The organism is Leclercia sp. UBA2479 (assembly GCF_002341985.1).
Classification (GTDB): Bacteria; Pseudomonadota; Gammaproteobacteria; order Enterobacterales; family Enterobacteriaceae; genus Enterobacter; species Enterobacter pneumoniae.
In genome coordinates this window covers 709,897-724,038 of the sequence record NZ_DDPB01000009.1, presented here as the reverse complement: position 1 = coordinate 724,038, position 14,142 = coordinate 709,897, and the positions used below count along the sequence as shown (strand labels likewise).

The window sequence follows — 14,142 nt, the reverse complement described above, 5'->3', positions numbered from 1 at the left end:
TGCCGGGTTTGTTTTTTTACATGCGCTCGACGGTTTCGATACCCAGGGTATCCAGACCCAGCTTCAGGGTCTTCGCCGTAAGCTGCGCCAGCTTCAGGCGACTGTTACGCACGGCTTCGCTCTCGGCAGAGAGGATAGGGCAGTGTTCGTAGAAGCCAGAGAAGAGGCCAGCCAGGTCATACAGGTATGAGCACATCACGTGCGGGGTACCGTCACGGGCGACCACAGAGAGCGTCTCTTCAAACTGCAGCAGGCGTGCTGCCAGCTGGGCTTCACGATCTTCAGAGATGACTACCGCTGCGGCGGCAAGGGCCGCTTCATCCACTGCCGCTTTACGGAATACGGAGAGCACGCGGGTATAGGCGTACTGCATGTAAGGAGCCGTATTGCCTTCGAAGGCCAGCATGTTATCCCAGTCGAACACATAGTCCGTGGTACGGTTCTTGGAGAGATCCGCATATTTAACCGCGCCGATACCGACCGCGTTAGCCAGTTTTTCCAGCTCGTCCGCCGCCATGTCCGGGTTCTTCTCCGCCACCAGACGGCGCGCACGCTCCAGCGCTTCGTCCAGCAGATCGGCCAGCTTCACCGTACCGCCAGCGCGGGTTTTGAACGGCTTACCGTCTTTACCCAGCATCATGCCGAACATGTGGTGTTCCAGCGGTACGGAGTCCGGCACATAACCGGCTTTACGCACGATAGTCCACGCCTGCATCAGGTGCTGGTGCTGGCGAGAGTCAATGTAATAGAGAACGCGGTCCGCATGCAGCGTTTCGTAGCGATATTTGGCGCAGGCGATATCGGTGGTGGTGTAGAGATAGCCGCCATCCTTCTTCTGGATGATGACGCCCATAGGTTCGCCTTCCTTGTTTTTATACTCATCAAGGAAGACCACGGTCGCACCTTCGCTCTCGACCGCCAGCCCTTTGGCCTTCAGATCGGCCACAATGCCTGGCAGCATAGGGTTATAGAGGCTTTCACCCATCACATCCTTGCGGGTGAGGGTCACATTCAGGCGGTCGTATGTGATCTGGTTCTGGGACATGGTGATGTCCACCAGCTTACGCCACATCTGCAGGAAGTACTCGTCGCCGCCCTGCAGCTTAACAACGTAGCTACGCGCGCGCTCGGCGAAGGCTTCGTCTTCGTCGTAGTGTTTTTTCGCTTCGCGGTAAAAACCTTCCAGGTCCGCCAGCGCCATTTCACCGGCATTTTCCTGCTGCTGCTTCTCGAGATAAGCGATGAGCATCCCGAACTGGGTACCCCAGTCGCCAACGTGGTTAGCGCGGATTACCTTGTGGCCCAGGAACTCAAGCGTACGCACGGCCGCATCACCGATGATGGTGGAGCGCAAATGGCCTACGTGCATCTCTTTCGCCACGTTAGGGGCCGAGTAGTCCACCACGATGGTTTGCGCTGCCGGCTGGTTTACGCCCAGACGGTCAGATTTCAGCGCCGCGTCAACGTGGCTGGCAAGGAAGGCCGGGTCGAGGAAGATATTGATGAAGCCCGGTCCGGCAATTTCAGTTTTGCTGGCGATACCGTCAAGATCCAGATGAGTGAGTACCTGCTCTGCGAGTTGTCGCGGCGCCATGCCCAGTTTTTTAGCTACGGCCATCACGCCATTTGCCTGATAGTCGCCAAACTGTACTTTTGCTGACTGACGAACCTGAGGTTCGCAATCCGCAGGCGCGCCTGCGGCAATCAGTGCCTGACTGACTTTATCTGAGAGAAGTGCCTGAATATTCACCTGGATACCTTACTTTTTTGCTGCGGCAGACCAACCATCCGCGCCAGTTTAAGAATGAGGCCGGGAGTATACTGCAATTGCCTCTTGCCGTCAGCACCGGACAAATCAGCGGTTGGTGGGCGGCGCGCAACAGAGTAAATTAACCGTTTTGTACGATAGGACGAGTAATAATAATGGCGAACTGGCAATCCATTGACGAACTGCAGGACATCCGCGCCGACCTGCCGCGCTTTACCCGCGATTTTCACGCGCTGACTCAACGCCTGGGGCTAGAGATCGCTCCGCTGGCGGCAGACCATATCTCCCTGCGCTGTCACCAGAATGCCACCGCCGAGCGCTGGCGTCGAGGTTTTGAGCAGTGCGGCGAGCTGCTCTCTGAAAACATCATTAATGGCCGCCCAATCTGCCTGTTTAAACTGCATGAGCCCGTCTGCGTCGCCCACTGGCAATTTGACGTGGTGGAGCTGCCATGGCCGGGTGAGAAGCGCTATCCCCATGAAGGGTGGGAGCACATTGAGATCGTTCTGCCCGGCGACCCCGACGGCCTGAATGCCCGCGCGCTGGCGCTGCTCTCTGACGAAGGGTTAAGCCAGCCGGGGATTTTTGTGAAATGCAGTTCACCCAAAGGGGAGCGCGAGCGCCTGCCGAATCCCACCCTGGCGGTGACGGACGGTAGCGTGACGGTGAAGTTTCACCCCTGGACTATCGAGCAGATCGTCGCCAGCGAAGCATAACGCGTAGAAGTTTGTGAGCGACCGCCGTGTCCGGCCTGTTCGGGCATGGCATGATGCCGTATTCATGATGTTTGAAGGAGGAATCATGGCAGTGCTGGAGATCTGCTGTTACAGCATGGAGTGCGCCGTGACCGCACAGCAACAGGGGGCCGATCGCATCGAACTCTGCGCGGCACCGAAAGAGGGGGGCTTAACCCCCTCTTATGGCGTACTGAAATCAGTGCGTGAGGCCGTCACTATTCCGGTTCATCCCATTGTCCGTCCCCGCGGCGGCGATTTCTGTTACAGCTCAGGCGAGCTAAGCGCCATGCTGGACGATGTGGCGCATATCAACGCGCTGGGCTTTCCGGGGGTGGTGATTGGCCTGCTCGATGAAGATGGCGAAGTCAATATGCCGGCAATGCGCAAGCTGATGGCGGCTGCGAAGGGGATGGCGGTGACATTTCATCGCTCCTTCGATATGTGTGCCGATCCACGACAAGCTTATGAAAAGCTGGCGGAACTCGGCGTCGCGCGGATCCTTACCTCGGGGCAGCAAGCATCCGCAGAGAAAGGTCTTTCATTAATTACGGAACTTATTGGCCGATCTGGTGTTCCAATAATCATGGCAGGAGCAGGCGTGCGCGCCGGCAATCTGCATAAGTTTCTCGACGCAGGGGTGAAGGAGCTGCATAGCTCAGCGGGTAAATGGATACCCTCGCCCATGCGTTATCGCAATACAGGGTTGTCTATGTCGACGGATGCCGAGGCGGATGAGTACTCCCGCTATAGCGTTGATGGAGAGTCGGTTGCGGTAATGAAAGCGATTATTGACCGTTATCACGTGTAGCAACGTTTTTACCGCCGCATCATGTCGCCCAATATGATGCTTGTTTGTACCAGGCCCCTGCCTTTTACACAGGGGCCTTTTTTTCTCCTGCATATTTCAGGCCGCAGCGGCGTTAGTCGCCTCGCTTGCCCTGATTGAGGAGAGATTACGGCTTCGTTGCAATCAGTACTGCACGCATCGGCGCAGGATAGCCTTCCACCGTTTTGCTCTGGTCAGCCGGATCCAGGAACTGCTCCAGCGACTCGGTGATCATCCAGTCGGTACGACGCTGCTCTTCGGTCGAGGTTACGCAGACGTCGGCGATACGCACATCCACGAAGCCGCACTTCTCAAGCCAGTTTTTCAGCGCCAGCGCGGATGGAATGAAATAGACATTTCGCATCTGTGCGTAGCGGTCGCCTGGCACCAGCACCGCGTTCTCATCACCTTCAATTACCAGTGTTTCCAGCACCAGTTCACCCCCGTTGACCAGCTGATCTTTCAGCTGCCACAGATGTTCCAGCGGGGAGCGACGGTGGTAAAGCACCCCCATCGAGAAGACCGTATCGAAGGCTTTCAGGGCAGGCAGTTGTTCAATACCCAACGGCAACAGATGCGCGCGCTGATCGTTACCCAACAGTTTTCGCACCGCTTCGAACTGACAGAGGAACAGCTGCATAGGATCGATACCGACCGCAAGGTGCGCGCCGGCGCCAATCATGCGCCACAGGTGATAGCCGCTACCGCAGCCCACGTCAAGAATGGTGCGGCCTGACAGGTCAGACAGGTGCGGCAAAACGCGATCCCACTTCCAGTCAGAACGCCATTCGGTATTAATGTCCACCCCATAGAGCGAGAAGGGCCCTTTACGCCAGGGCATCAGGTTACGGAGCAGGGTTTCAATACGGTTCGTCTGCCCGGCGCTTAACGGCGTTTCGCTCTCTGCCGTAACGCTGTGCAGCAAGTCGAGACGGTAAGGCGTAAGCTCAGGCAAAAACTCCACCGCGTTAGACCACTGCTTTAACAAGCCATGCTGCTGGTCGCGCTGCCAGGTGGCGATTTGCGCGGGCAGGGTCTCCAGCCAGTGGGAAAGGTGATTCTTTGCAATCAGCTGATAAAAATTACTGAATTCAATCATGCCGCTTCGCCGCCTTTCAGTGCCACCAGAGAGCCAAAGTTAAAACACTGGAACCACAGCTCGCTATGCTCAAAACCTGCGCTGCGCAGGCGAGCCTTATGCGTTTCGACCGAATCGGTCAGCATCACATTTTCCAGCATGCTACGTTTCTGGCTGATCTCCAGCTCGCTATAGCCGTTGGCACGTTTAAAATCGTGGTGCATGTTGAACAGCAGTTCACCGACGTTGGCATCTTCGAAGCTAAATTTCTCTGACAGCACCAGGGCGCCGCCCGGGTTAAGCCCCTGATAGATCTTATTCAGCAGCAGTTGACGATCGGCGGGCTCTAAAAACTGCAGCGTAAAGTTCAGTACCACCATGGAGGCATTATGAATTTCGATATCACGGATATCGCCCTCAATGACTTCCACTGGCGTGGAGGCTTTCCAGGCGTCGATGTGGCGGCGACAGCGCTCAACCATGGCCGGGGAATTATCCACGGCGATAATTTTGCAGCCTGGCTGATTAACGTTACGACGAACCGACAGCGTAGCCGCGCCCAGCGAGCAACCCAGATCGTATACCTGCGTGTCAGGCTGAACAAAACGCTCCGCCAGCATGCCGATCATGGAGATGATATTAGAGTAACCGGGCACTGAGCGCTGAATCATATCCGGGAAGACTTCAGCCACCCGTTCATCAAAGGTCCAGTCGCCCAGACTGGCGATAGGCGCAGAAAAAAGCGTGTCGCGATCTGACATAACGTTAAAATCCGGGAAAAATAAAGGGGCGTATTGTGCGCTAATGCAGGGAGAAAACCAACTCCCACGGCATATACCAGAGGTTAGCCAGCACCATCAGCAAAAGCGAACACCAGGTGGCGCTCATGCCTGAGCGACGCCAGCGGAACAACCGATTGTGAAAGCCGTAGTAATGCATCAGGCGACCGGCAATCAGCAGCAAACCGCAAACGTGCACCATCCACGTCTCAGCGCCGTTCATTTCCATAAAAAGCAGCATGATCAGGGCAACCGGGATGTACTCCACGGCATTCCCATGCACACGAATCGCGCTTTGCAGCTCAGAAAACCCACCGTCGCCCCAGGAGACGCGATACATCATCCGCAGACGCACAACATCGAACGAAAACTTAATTAACAGTAACGCACCCAAAACCGCATACAGCGCGCTGACCATACAAACTCCCTGTTATCTGGCAGATGGCACTTCTATGATAGGGGGTGCGGCTAGAAAAGAGAAGATTGTTGTGGGATGGCAGGGGCAGGACCCAGGCCCGGAAGCGCGTCCTGCAAGGCCTGCCAGAGAGCATCGACCAGTTCCGGGGCCTGGGCAATATCCGGGGTATGCAGAAACAAATAGGGGGTGGTGGTCTGCTGCCATTTCGCTAATGTTTGCAGCCAGACGGCGAACATCTGCTGGTTTTGCTGCATATTATCGCTGCCGATAAAGCGCACCATCGGGTTGCTGGCGGTCACCACGGCATGCACCGGCACCTTCGGTTTTTTCCGCTGGGCGTCGATAACGGCTTCACTGTGGGGTACGGCACTGTGTACGGGACGACTGTCGAGGATCACGCGATTCACGCCGCGCTCATGTAACCCCCGGTTGAGCGCCTTTTCCGTTTCGCCTTTATTAAAGAACGCTGGATGGCGCACTTCCACTCCGTAAGTAAAGGCTTTGGGCAGGGTATCGAGAAAGTGCCACAGCGCCGGCAGCCCCTGCGGGCCAAATGTTGCCGGGAGCTGGAGCCAGTATTGACCGATGCGGTTCGCCAGGGGATCCATACGGGTAAAAAATTCCGCTGTGAGATCGTCGCAGTTGCGCAGTGCAGCAGTGTGTGAAATGGTGGATGGAAACTTGAAGCAAAAGCGGAAATCATCGGTCGTCTGCTCACGCCAGCGTTCAACAATCTCCGCCCGGGGCAGGGCGTATAGCGTCGTATTGCCCTCCACGCAGTTAAAGTGGCGAGCATACTCCTCAAGGCTGGTGATACCCAGCCGCACCCATTTCGGGTGCGACCATTGGGGCAGGCCCAGATAGATCATAACGCGCTAAGGATCTCGTCGGTGCTACGCACGCGGCCAATGCGCGGGAAGATGTTCGTCATGCTGCCCTGGTGTTGATCTGCTGAGGCGGCACTGCAGGCATCTTCGGCGATAATCAGGCTAAAGCCCATCTCCCAGGCGTGACGCGCGGTTGATTCCACTCCGATGTTGGTGGAGATGCCGCACAGAATAATGGTGTCGATACCGCGACGACGCAGCTGCAGTTCCAGATCTGTGCCGTAGAATGCGCCCCACTGGCGTTTGGTCACCTCGATATCGCTGTCGCGTTTACCCAGTGCAACCGGGTACGTCCACCAGTTATCGGGCAGGGCGTGCGCCGGAGCCTGAGCATCTACCGGTTGTTTCAGCGCTTCGGCAAAATCGGCAGACCAGCCGACGCGTACCATCACTACCGGTGACCCGCTGGCCCGGCACTTGTCGGCCAGACGCGCACTACGACTGACCACATCGTCCGCCGTGTAAGGACCTCCGGCGAACGGCAGGATCCCTTCCTGTAAATCAATCACGACAAGGGCGGTTTTGGTGGCGTCGAGGTTCAACATAATTTCTCCAGTCAAATAAATAGCTTCGCTACACCTTACGCTGTGGAGGCCTGTTCCAGGTCTGATATTTTTGTTAATTTTTGTGAGAATATGCAAGATGCGAGTAGCAATCGCGCTTCTGGCCGTGCTTCGCTCTTATCGTCCGGCGGAATTTCCAGTATAATAGCCGCCTTTTTTCATCCAGTTGTGACATACAAAAAGCTGCGACATAGTAGCCTGCATCACAGGCAACATTTAGCCGTCGGCTAAGTTAAGGGATATCTCATGCGTACAGAATATTGCGGGCAGCTGCGTCAGACCCATGTCGGGCAGCAGGTTACCCTGTGTGGTTGGGTCAACCGTCGTCGTGATCTTGGTAGCCTTATCTTTATCGATTTGCGCGACCGTGAAGGCATTGTGCAGGTGTTCTTCGATCCGGATCGCGCGGATGCGTTAAAACTGGCCTCTGAACTGCGTAATGAGTTCTGCATTCAGGTCACCGGTACCGTGCGTGCGCGCGACGAGAAAAACGTCAACGCGGAGATGGCAACGGGGGCAGTAGAAGTGCTGGCGTCCGATCTGGTTATCATTAACCGTTCAGAGTCGCTGCCGCTCGACTCCAACCACGTCAATACTGAAGAAGCGCGTCTGAAATACCGTTATCTGGATCTCCGTCGCCCGGAGATGGCTCAGCGCCTGAAAACGCGCGCCAAGATCACAAGCCTGGTGCGCCGCTTTATGGACGATCACGGTTTCCTCGATATCGAAACCCCGATGCTGACCAAAGCGACCCCGGAAGGCGCGCGTGACTACCTCGTTCCTTCCCGCGTCCATAAAGGCAAATTCTACGCGCTGCCGCAGTCCCCTCAGCTGTTTAAACAGCTGCTGATGATGTCCGGCTTCGATCGCTATTATCAGATTGTAAAATGTTTCCGCGACGAAGACCTGCGTGCTGACCGCCAGCCTGAATTTACCCAGATCGACGTCGAAACCTCCTTCATGACGGCTGAACAAGTGCGTGAAGTGATGGAAGCGCTGGTGCGCGGTCTGTGGCAGGACGTGAAAGGTGTCGATCTCGGCGACTTCCCGATCATGACCTTCGCCGAAGCAGAGCGTCGTTACGGTTCCGATAAGCCAGACCTGCGTAACCCAATGGAGCTGGTTGACGTGGCGGACCTGGTGAAAGAGGTTGAGTTTGCGGTATTCGCGGGCCCGGCTAATGATGCAAAAGGCCGCGTGGCTGCCCTGCGTGTACCAGGTGGTGCCGCACTCAGCCGTAAGCAGATCGACGATTACGGCAACTTTATTAAGATTTACGGGGCCAAAGGGCTGGCGTACATCAAAGTGACCGAGCGGGCGAAAGGCATCGAAGGGATCACAAGCCCCGTGGCGAAATTCCTCAACGCTGACATCGTGGAAGCGATCCTCGCGCGTACAGACGCACAGGATGGCGATATGATCTTCTTCGGCGCGGACAACAAGAAAGTGGTTGCCGACGCGATGGGCGCACTGCGTCTGAAAGTTGGCAAAGACCTGAACCTGACCGACGAATCCAAATGGGCGCCGCTGTGGGTAATCGACTTCCCGATGTTTGAAGACGACGGCGAAGGCGGCCTGACCGCGATGCACCACCCGTTCACCGCACCGAAAGAGATGACCGCAGACGAGCTGAAAGCTGCGCCGGAAACGGCCATTGCCAACGCCTACGATATGGTTATTAACGGTTATGAAGTGGGCGGCGGTTCCGTGCGTATTCACCGCGGTGAAATGCAGCAAACGGTGTTCGGTATCCTCGGCATTGAAGAGCAAGAGCAGCGCGAGAAGTTTGGCTTCCTGCTGGACGCCCTGAAATACGGTACGCCGCCGCATGCAGGTCTGGCCTTCGGTCTCGACCGTCTGACCATGCTGCTGACCGGTACTGATAACATCCGTGATGTTATCGCCTTCCCGAAAACCACCGCCGCGGCCTGTCTGATGACAGAAGCGCCAAGCTTCGCCAACCCGACCTCTCTGGCTGAGCTCGGCATCGAAGTGGTGAAAAAGGAAGAGAAAAACTGATATGGCATACAAGCGTCCCGTTTCTGTCTTAGTTGTCATTTATGCCCAGGACACGAAGCGGGTGCTGATGTTGCAGCGGCGCGATGATCCCGCTTTTTGGCAGTCGGTTACCGGCAGCCTGGAGGCGGGAGAAACCGCGCTGCAGGCCGCCGCGCGCGAAGTAAAGGAAGAGGTCGCCATCGATGTTGCTTGCGAGCAACTGACCCTGAAGGACTGTCAGCGCACGGTGGAGTTTGAAATTTTTAGCCATTTACGTCATCGCTATGCGCCGGGTACCGAGCGCAATACAGAATCCTGGTTCTGTCTCGCGCTCCCCCGCGAACGGGAGATTGTGTTCACCGAACACCTGACCTACCGCTGGGTCAATGCGACGGAAGCCGCTGCACTGACCAAGTCGTGGAGCAACCGGCAGGCGATTGAAGAATTTGTAATTAACGCTGCCTGAGAAGGCGCGATTTTTGGAGAACTTTTTATGGCAGGTCATAGTAAGTGGGCCAACACCAAACACCGTAAAGCGGCACAGGATGCCAAACGCGGTAAGATCTTTACCAAAATCATTCGTGAGCTGGTAACAGCGGCACGTCTGGGCGGTGGCGACGCGGGTTCTAACCCACGTCTGCGTGCCGCTATTGATAAAGCGCTGTCCAACAACATGACGCGTGACACCCTGAACCGTGCTATTGCACGTGGCGTGGGCGGTGACGAAGACGCGAACATGGAAACCATCATTTATGAAGGTTACGGTCCTGGCGGTACGGCGGTCATGGTGGAATGCCTGTCCGACAACCGTAACCGTACCGTTGCCGAAGTGCGCCATGCGTTCACCAAAACCGGTGGCAACCTGGGTACCGACGGCTCCGTGGCTTACCTGTTCAGCAAAAAAGGCGTCATCTCCTTCGAGAAAGGCGACGAAGACGTGATTATGGAAGCGGCGCTGGAAGCGGGTGCGGAAGATGTCGTAACCTTCGATGACGGTGCTATCGACGTTTATACCGCGTGGGAAGAGATGGGTGCCGTGCGCGATGCACTGGAAGCGGCTGGCCTGAAAGCGGACAACGCTGAAGTCTCTATGATCCCGTCTACCAAGGCCGACATGGATGCGGAAACTGCACCAAAACTGCTGCGTCTGATCGACATGCTCGAAGACTGCGACGACGTGCAGGAAGTGTATCACAACGGTGAAATCTCTGATGAGGTTGCAGCGACGCTCTGATGAGAGCGTGTAAACCCATTACAGGAGAGGCGTGATGTCGATTATTCTTGGGATTGATCCTGGCTCACGCATCACCGGGTATGGCGTTATTCGTCAGGTGGGACGCCAGTTAACCTATCTCGGCAGCGGTTGTATCCGCACCAAAGTGGACGATCTCCCGTCACGCCTGAAGCTGATCTACGCGGGCGTGTCGGAGATCATCACTCAGTTCCAGCCCGACTATTTCGCCATTGAGCAAGTTTTTATGGCGAAAAACGCCGACTCAGCGTTAAAGCTCGGTCAGGCACGCGGTGTCGCCATCGTGGCGGCGGTGAACCAGGACTTGCCAGTATTTGAATACGCGGCGAGGCAGGTCAAGCAGACGGTAGTGGGTATAGGCAGCGCGGAGAAAAGCCAGGTGCAGCATATGGTGCGAACTCTGCTAAAGCTCCCCGCTAATCCGCAGGCCGACGCCGCCGATGCGCTGGCCATTGCGATTACGCATTGCCATATTAGCCAGAACGCCGTGCAAATGAGCGAGTCGCGGCTCAATCTGGCGCGAGGCAGGTTACGATAATGACAAATCAGGCTGGATGTTTATCCAGCCTTTTTTTATTATGGCAGCAGAAATTTTTAGCCCTTAACGCAGGAGCGTCACGTGATAGGCAGACTTAGAGGCATCATCATTGAAAAACAACCCCCGTTAGTACTGCTCGAAGCGGGAGGCGTGGGCTATGAAGTCCATATGCCGATGACCTGCTTCTACGAACTGCCGGACGCAGGCAAAGAGGCGATTGTCTTTACTCAGTTTGTGGTGCGAGAAGATGCTCAGCTTCTGTATGGTTTTAATAACAAACAAGAACGTACCCTGTTCCGCGAACTGATAAAAACCAACGGCGTCGGACCGAAGCTGGCCCTGGCTATTTTATCCGGCATGTCAGCCCAGCAGTTTGTGAATGCCGTGGAGCGCGAAGATCCTGCGGCGCTGATTAAACTTCCGGGCATCGGGAAGAAAACCGCGGAGCGTCTGATCGTTGAGATGAAAGATCGCTTCAAAGGGCTGCATGGCGACCTGTTCACGCCGGCGGCAGATCTGGTGCTTACCTCTCCGGGCTCACCTGTAACCGACGATGCCGAGCAGGAAGCGGTTGCCGCGCTGGTGGCGCTGGGCTATAAACCTCAGGAAGCGAGCCGCATGGTGAGTAAAATCGCGAAGCCGGACGCCAACAGTGAAACTCTGATTCGTGAAGCGCTACGCGCGGCATTGTGAGGTAAAGGATGATTGAAGCAGACCGTCTGGTGTCGGCAGGCAGCGTTCAGACAGAAGATGCAGTGGATCGCGCAATCCGCCCAAAGTTACTGGACGAGTATATTGGCCAGCCTCAGGTGCGTTCGCAAATGGAGATCTTCATCCAGGCGGCGAAACTGCGCGGAGATGCCCTCGATCATCTGCTCATTTTCGGTCCCCCGGGGCTAGGTAAAACCACACTTGCCAATATCGTTGCTAACGAAATGGGGGTGAATCTGCGTACCACCTCTGGCCCGGTGCTTGAAAAAGCGGGCGATCTGGCGGCCATGCTCACTAACCTTGAGCCGCATGACGTCTTATTTATCGATGAGATCCACCGCTTATCCCCCGTGGTAGAAGAGGTGCTCTACCCGGCGATGGAGGATTATCAACTCGATATCATGATCGGCGAAGGCCCGGCCGCGCGCTCCATTAAAATCGATTTACCGCCTTTTACCCTCATTGGTGCCACCACCCGTGCGGGATCATTAACCTCACCACTGCGCGACCGCTTTGGCATTGTGCAGCGTCTGGAGTTTTACCAGGTCGCGGATCTGCAACACATCGTGGGTCGAAGCGCGCGGTACATGGGGCTGGAGATGAGCGAGGAGGGGGCTTTCGAAGTCGCCAAACGCTCCCGCGGAACGCCGCGTATCGCCAACCGATTGCTGCGCCGCGTGCGTGACTTTGCTGAGGTGAAGCACGATGGGACGATCTCATCCGACATCGCTGCCCAGGCGCTGGATATGCTTAACGTCGATGCGGAAGGTTTTGATTATATGGACCGGAAGCTGCTACTGGCGGTGCTGGATAAATTCTTCGGCGGCCCGGTAGGGCTGGATAACCTGGCGGCGGCTATTGGTGAAGAGCGCGAAACGATTGAGGACGTGCTGGAGCCCTATCTGATTCAGCAGGGCTTTTTACAGCGTACGCCGCGTGGGCGAATGGCGACGGTACGGGCGTGGAATCACTTTGGTATCACCCCACCCGCTATGCCGTGAGGCTTCTCCCTCTCCCGGCGGGAGAGGGGACCTACCCGCCTAGCTGGCGGGTTTTTTCATCATGCTGAAGATAAATAACAGCGCCGCGCACAGCACCACCGACGGCCCGGCAGGCGTGTCGTAAAAGGCCGAGAACGTTAACCCGCCCGTAACCGCAACCATCCCCACAACAACGGCGACACCCGCCATTTGCTCCGGCGTGCGGGCAAAACGGCGCGCAGTCGCCGCCGGAATGATCAGCAGCGAGGTGATAATTAATGCCCCGACAAATTTCATTGCCACACCAATAGTAAGCGCGGTGACCAGCATCAGTAACAGCTTCACGCGCTGCAATTTTACGCCATCGACAAAGGCCAGGTCCGGGCTGATGGTCATGGCCAGCAGATTTCGCCATTGCCAGAAGAGGATGGAGAGAACAATAACCACCCCGATGGCGATGGAGATTAAGTCTTCTGGCGTCACGGCCAGCAGGTCGCCAAAGAGATAGGCCATCAGATCGACACGAATATTCGACATCAGGCTGACCACGACCAGGCCCAGGGATAGCGCGCTGTGGGCCATAATACCCAGCAGGGTATCCACCGCGAGGTGAGGGCGCTTCTCCAGCCAGACCAGACCGGCTGCCAGCAGCAGGGTAACAACGATGACTGCATAGAATGGATTAACATCCAGCAGCAAGCCAAAGGCCACCCCCAGCAGCGAGGCGTGGGCCAGCGTATCGCCAAAGTAGGACATTCGACGCCAGACAACAAACGAACCCAGCGGGCCAGCGGCGCAGGCGAGCATAATCCCGGCCAGCCAGCCGGGCAGTAATAATTCAATCATGAGTGACCATTTCCCCGGCGCAGAACAATTCGTCCTTGCAAATCATGACGGTGGTTATGTTGATGGCGATAAATACCCAGCTGTTCCGCACCGCGTGGGCCGAACATAGAGATAAATTCCGGGTGCATAGAGACCACTTCCGGGGTACCGGAGCAGCAGATATGGTGGTTGAGACAGAGCACCTCATCGGTTTTGGCCATCACCAGGTGCAGGTCGTGGGAGACCATCAACACGGCGCAATTCAGCTCTTTACGCAGCTGGTCGATGAGATCGTACAGCGCAACCTGGCCGTTAACATCCACCCCCTGCGTTGGCTCATCCAGCACCAGTAGCTGCGGATTATTCAGCAGGGCGCGGGCTAGCAGGACGCGCTGGGTCTCACCGCCAGAAAGTTTTTGCAACGGGGCGTCGATGAGGTGTCCGGCCTGCACGCGTTTTAAAGCGGGAAGGATATCCTCTTTACGCGTATCAGGACGCAAACGCAAAAAGCGATTTACGGTCAGCGGCAGGGTGGAGTCCAGATGTAATTTCTGGGGTACGTAGCCAATGCGCAGCTTTCCGTCACGCTTGATGAGCCCTTCGTCCGGTGCTACCAGACCGAGGACCACACGAACCAGCGTGGATTTTCCGGCGCCATTGGGGCCAAGCAACGTCAGTATTCTTCCGGGTTTCAGGCACAAAGAGACGTCAGAAAGGACGCGGCGCTGACCGAAAGAGACCGATACATTTTCGAGAGAAACTAAATTAGTCATGTCAATTTA

At 56.3% G+C, this 14,142-nt stretch carries 16 protein-coding genes; 8 read left to right on the top strand and 8 right to left on the bottom strand.

The window, feature by feature from the left end; translation table 11 throughout:
• Positions 1-16 precede the first annotated feature (16 nt).
• The gene (argS, locus tag B3B59_RS13140; protein ID WP_207291972.1) at positions 17-1,750 is read right to left on the bottom strand and encodes an arginine--tRNA ligase; all 1,734 of its coding nucleotides are present in this window, start codon (positions 1,748-1,750) and stop codon (positions 17-19) included.
• A gap of 173 nt (positions 1,751-1,923) precedes the next feature.
• Here argS and B3B59_RS13135 point away from each other — a divergent pair, with 173 nt between their 5' ends.
• Entirely contained in the window at positions 1,924-2,484 is a 561-nt protein-coding gene (locus B3B59_RS13135) for a VOC family protein (RefSeq protein ID WP_046885098.1), read from the top strand.
• Positions 2,485-2,569: 85 nt separating this feature from the next.
• A complete protein-coding gene (cutC, locus tag B3B59_RS13130; protein ID WP_286809219.1) occupies positions 2,570-3,313 on the top strand; it encodes a copper homeostasis protein CutC in 744 nt (247 codons plus the stop codon).
• 145 nt (positions 3,314-3,458) lie between these two features.
• Here the strand turns inward: cutC and cmoB are convergent, their stop codons facing one another.
• The 5 genes from cmoB to B3B59_RS13105 are packed head-to-tail and all read right to left on the bottom strand — an operon-like array spanning position 3,459 to position 7,038.
• Positions 3,459-4,430 (bottom strand): tRNA 5-methoxyuridine(34)/uridine 5-oxyacetic acid(34) synthase CmoB, encoded by a 972-nt coding sequence (gene cmoB / locus B3B59_RS13125; protein WP_207291970.1) that lies wholly within the window; start codon positions 4,428-4,430, stop codon positions 3,459-3,461.
• The gene (cmoA, locus tag B3B59_RS13120; RefSeq protein ID WP_040075113.1) at positions 4,427-5,170 is read right to left on the bottom strand and encodes a carboxy-S-adenosyl-L-methionine synthase CmoA; all 744 of its coding nucleotides are present in this window, start codon (positions 5,168-5,170) and stop codon (positions 4,427-4,429) included. The genes cmoB and cmoA overlap by 4 nt, the downstream gene beginning before the upstream one ends.
• Before the next feature lie 40 nt (positions 5,171-5,210).
• Positions 5,211-5,606, bottom strand: a complete 396-nt coding sequence (locus B3B59_RS13115; protein ID WP_040075115.1) for an MAPEG family protein — start codon at positions 5,604-5,606, stop codon at positions 5,211-5,213.
• Positions 5,607-5,656: 50 nt separating this feature from the next.
• On the bottom strand, positions 5,657-6,475 hold the full coding sequence (locus B3B59_RS13110) for a DUF72 domain-containing protein (protein ID WP_040075117.1): 819 nt from the start codon (positions 6,473-6,475) through the stop codon (positions 5,657-5,659).
• Complete coding sequence (locus B3B59_RS13105; RefSeq protein ID WP_286809217.1) at positions 6,472-7,038, bottom strand: hydrolase; 567 nt, start codon at positions 7,036-7,038, stop codon at positions 6,472-6,474. Before B3B59_RS13105 ends, B3B59_RS13110 begins: the two co-directional genes overlap by 4 nt.
• Positions 7,039-7,302: 264 nt before the next feature.
• Here B3B59_RS13105 and aspS point away from each other — a divergent pair, with 264 nt between their 5' ends.
• The 6 genes from aspS (at position 7,303) to ruvB (ending at position 12,556) form a co-directional block, all read left to right on the top strand.
• The gene (aspS, locus tag B3B59_RS13100) at positions 7,303-9,075 is read left to right on the top strand and encodes an aspartate--tRNA ligase (protein WP_207291967.1); all 1,773 of its coding nucleotides are present in this window, start codon (positions 7,303-7,305) and stop codon (positions 9,073-9,075) included.
• Position 9,076: 1 nt separating this feature from the next.
• Positions 9,077-9,520, top strand: coding sequence for a dihydroneopterin triphosphate diphosphatase (nudB, locus tag B3B59_RS13095; protein ID WP_040075121.1), 444 nt, complete (start codon positions 9,077-9,079; stop codon positions 9,518-9,520).
• Between the two features lie 27 nt (positions 9,521-9,547).
• On the top strand, positions 9,548-10,288 hold the full coding sequence (locus B3B59_RS13090) for a YebC/PmpR family DNA-binding transcriptional regulator (RefSeq protein WP_040075122.1): 741 nt from the start codon (positions 9,548-9,550) through the stop codon (positions 10,286-10,288).
• 34 nt (positions 10,289-10,322) lie between these two features.
• Positions 10,323-10,844 (top strand): crossover junction endodeoxyribonuclease RuvC, encoded by a 522-nt coding sequence (gene ruvC, locus B3B59_RS13085; RefSeq protein WP_040075124.1) that lies wholly within the window; start codon positions 10,323-10,325, stop codon positions 10,842-10,844.
• Between the two features lie 81 nt (positions 10,845-10,925).
• Positions 10,926-11,537, top strand: coding sequence for a Holliday junction branch migration protein RuvA (gene ruvA / locus B3B59_RS13080; RefSeq protein WP_040075126.1), 612 nt, complete (start codon positions 10,926-10,928; stop codon positions 11,535-11,537).
• Positions 11,538-11,545: 8 nt separating this feature from the next.
• Positions 11,546-12,556 (top strand): Holliday junction branch migration DNA helicase RuvB, encoded by a 1,011-nt coding sequence (ruvB, locus tag B3B59_RS13075; protein ID WP_040075127.1) that lies wholly within the window; start codon positions 11,546-11,548, stop codon positions 12,554-12,556.
• A gap of 39 nt (positions 12,557-12,595) precedes the next feature.
• On the opposite strand, the gene znuB is transcribed toward ruvB, so the two are convergent.
• Both znuB and znuC read right to left on the bottom strand, forming a co-directional pair.
• On the bottom strand, positions 12,596-13,381 hold the full coding sequence (znuB, locus tag B3B59_RS13070; RefSeq protein ID WP_040075128.1) for a zinc ABC transporter permease subunit ZnuB: 786 nt from the start codon (positions 13,379-13,381) through the stop codon (positions 12,596-12,598).
• Complete coding sequence (gene znuC / locus B3B59_RS13065; RefSeq protein WP_040075130.1) at positions 13,378-14,133, bottom strand: zinc ABC transporter ATP-binding protein ZnuC; 756 nt, start codon at positions 14,131-14,133, stop codon at positions 13,378-13,380. The genes znuB and znuC overlap by 4 nt, the downstream gene beginning before the upstream one ends.
• Positions 14,134-14,142: the final 9 nt, after the last annotated feature.

Bases quoted from the DNA above. Each gene is read 5' to 3' on its own strand.
- znuB (WP_040075128.1), bottom strand. From the start codon at position 13,381: ATGATTGAATTATTACTGCCCGGCTGGCTGGCCGGGATTATGCTCGCC.
- znuC (WP_040075130.1), bottom strand. From the start codon at position 14,133: ATGACTAATTTAGTTTCTCTCGAAAATGTATCGGTCTCTTTCGGTCAG.
- B3B59_RS13110 (WP_040075117.1), bottom strand. From the start codon at position 6,475: ATGATCTATCTGGGCCTGCCCCAATGGTCGCACCCGAAATGGGTGCGG.
- aspS (WP_207291967.1), top strand. From the start codon at position 7,303: ATGCGTACAGAATATTGCGGGCAGCTGCGTCAGACCCATGTCGGGCAG.
- ruvC (WP_040075124.1), top strand. From the start codon at position 10,323: ATGTCGATTATTCTTGGGATTGATCCTGGCTCACGCATCACCGGGTAT.
- B3B59_RS13115 (WP_040075115.1), bottom strand. From the start codon at position 5,606: ATGGTCAGCGCGCTGTATGCGGTTTTGGGTGCGTTACTGTTAATTAAG.
- cmoA (WP_040075113.1), bottom strand. From the start codon at position 5,170: ATGTCAGATCGCGACACGCTTTTTTCTGCGCCTATCGCCAGTCTGGGC.
- cutC (WP_286809219.1), top strand. From the start codon at position 2,570: ATGGCAGTGCTGGAGATCTGCTGTTACAGCATGGAGTGCGCCGTGACC.
- B3B59_RS13090 (WP_040075122.1), top strand. From the start codon at position 9,548: ATGGCAGGTCATAGTAAGTGGGCCAACACCAAACACCGTAAAGCGGCA.
- cmoB (WP_207291970.1), bottom strand. From the start codon at position 4,430: ATGATTGAATTCAGTAATTTTTATCAGCTGATTGCAAAGAATCACCTT.
- nudB (WP_040075121.1), top strand. From the start codon at position 9,077: ATGGCATACAAGCGTCCCGTTTCTGTCTTAGTTGTCATTTATGCCCAG.
- B3B59_RS13135 (WP_046885098.1), top strand. From the start codon at position 1,924: ATGGCGAACTGGCAATCCATTGACGAACTGCAGGACATCCGCGCCGAC.
- B3B59_RS13105 (WP_286809217.1), bottom strand. From the start codon at position 7,038: ATGTTGAACCTCGACGCCACCAAAACCGCCCTTGTCGTGATTGATTTA.
- ruvB (WP_040075127.1), top strand. From the start codon at position 11,546: ATGATTGAAGCAGACCGTCTGGTGTCGGCAGGCAGCGTTCAGACAGAA.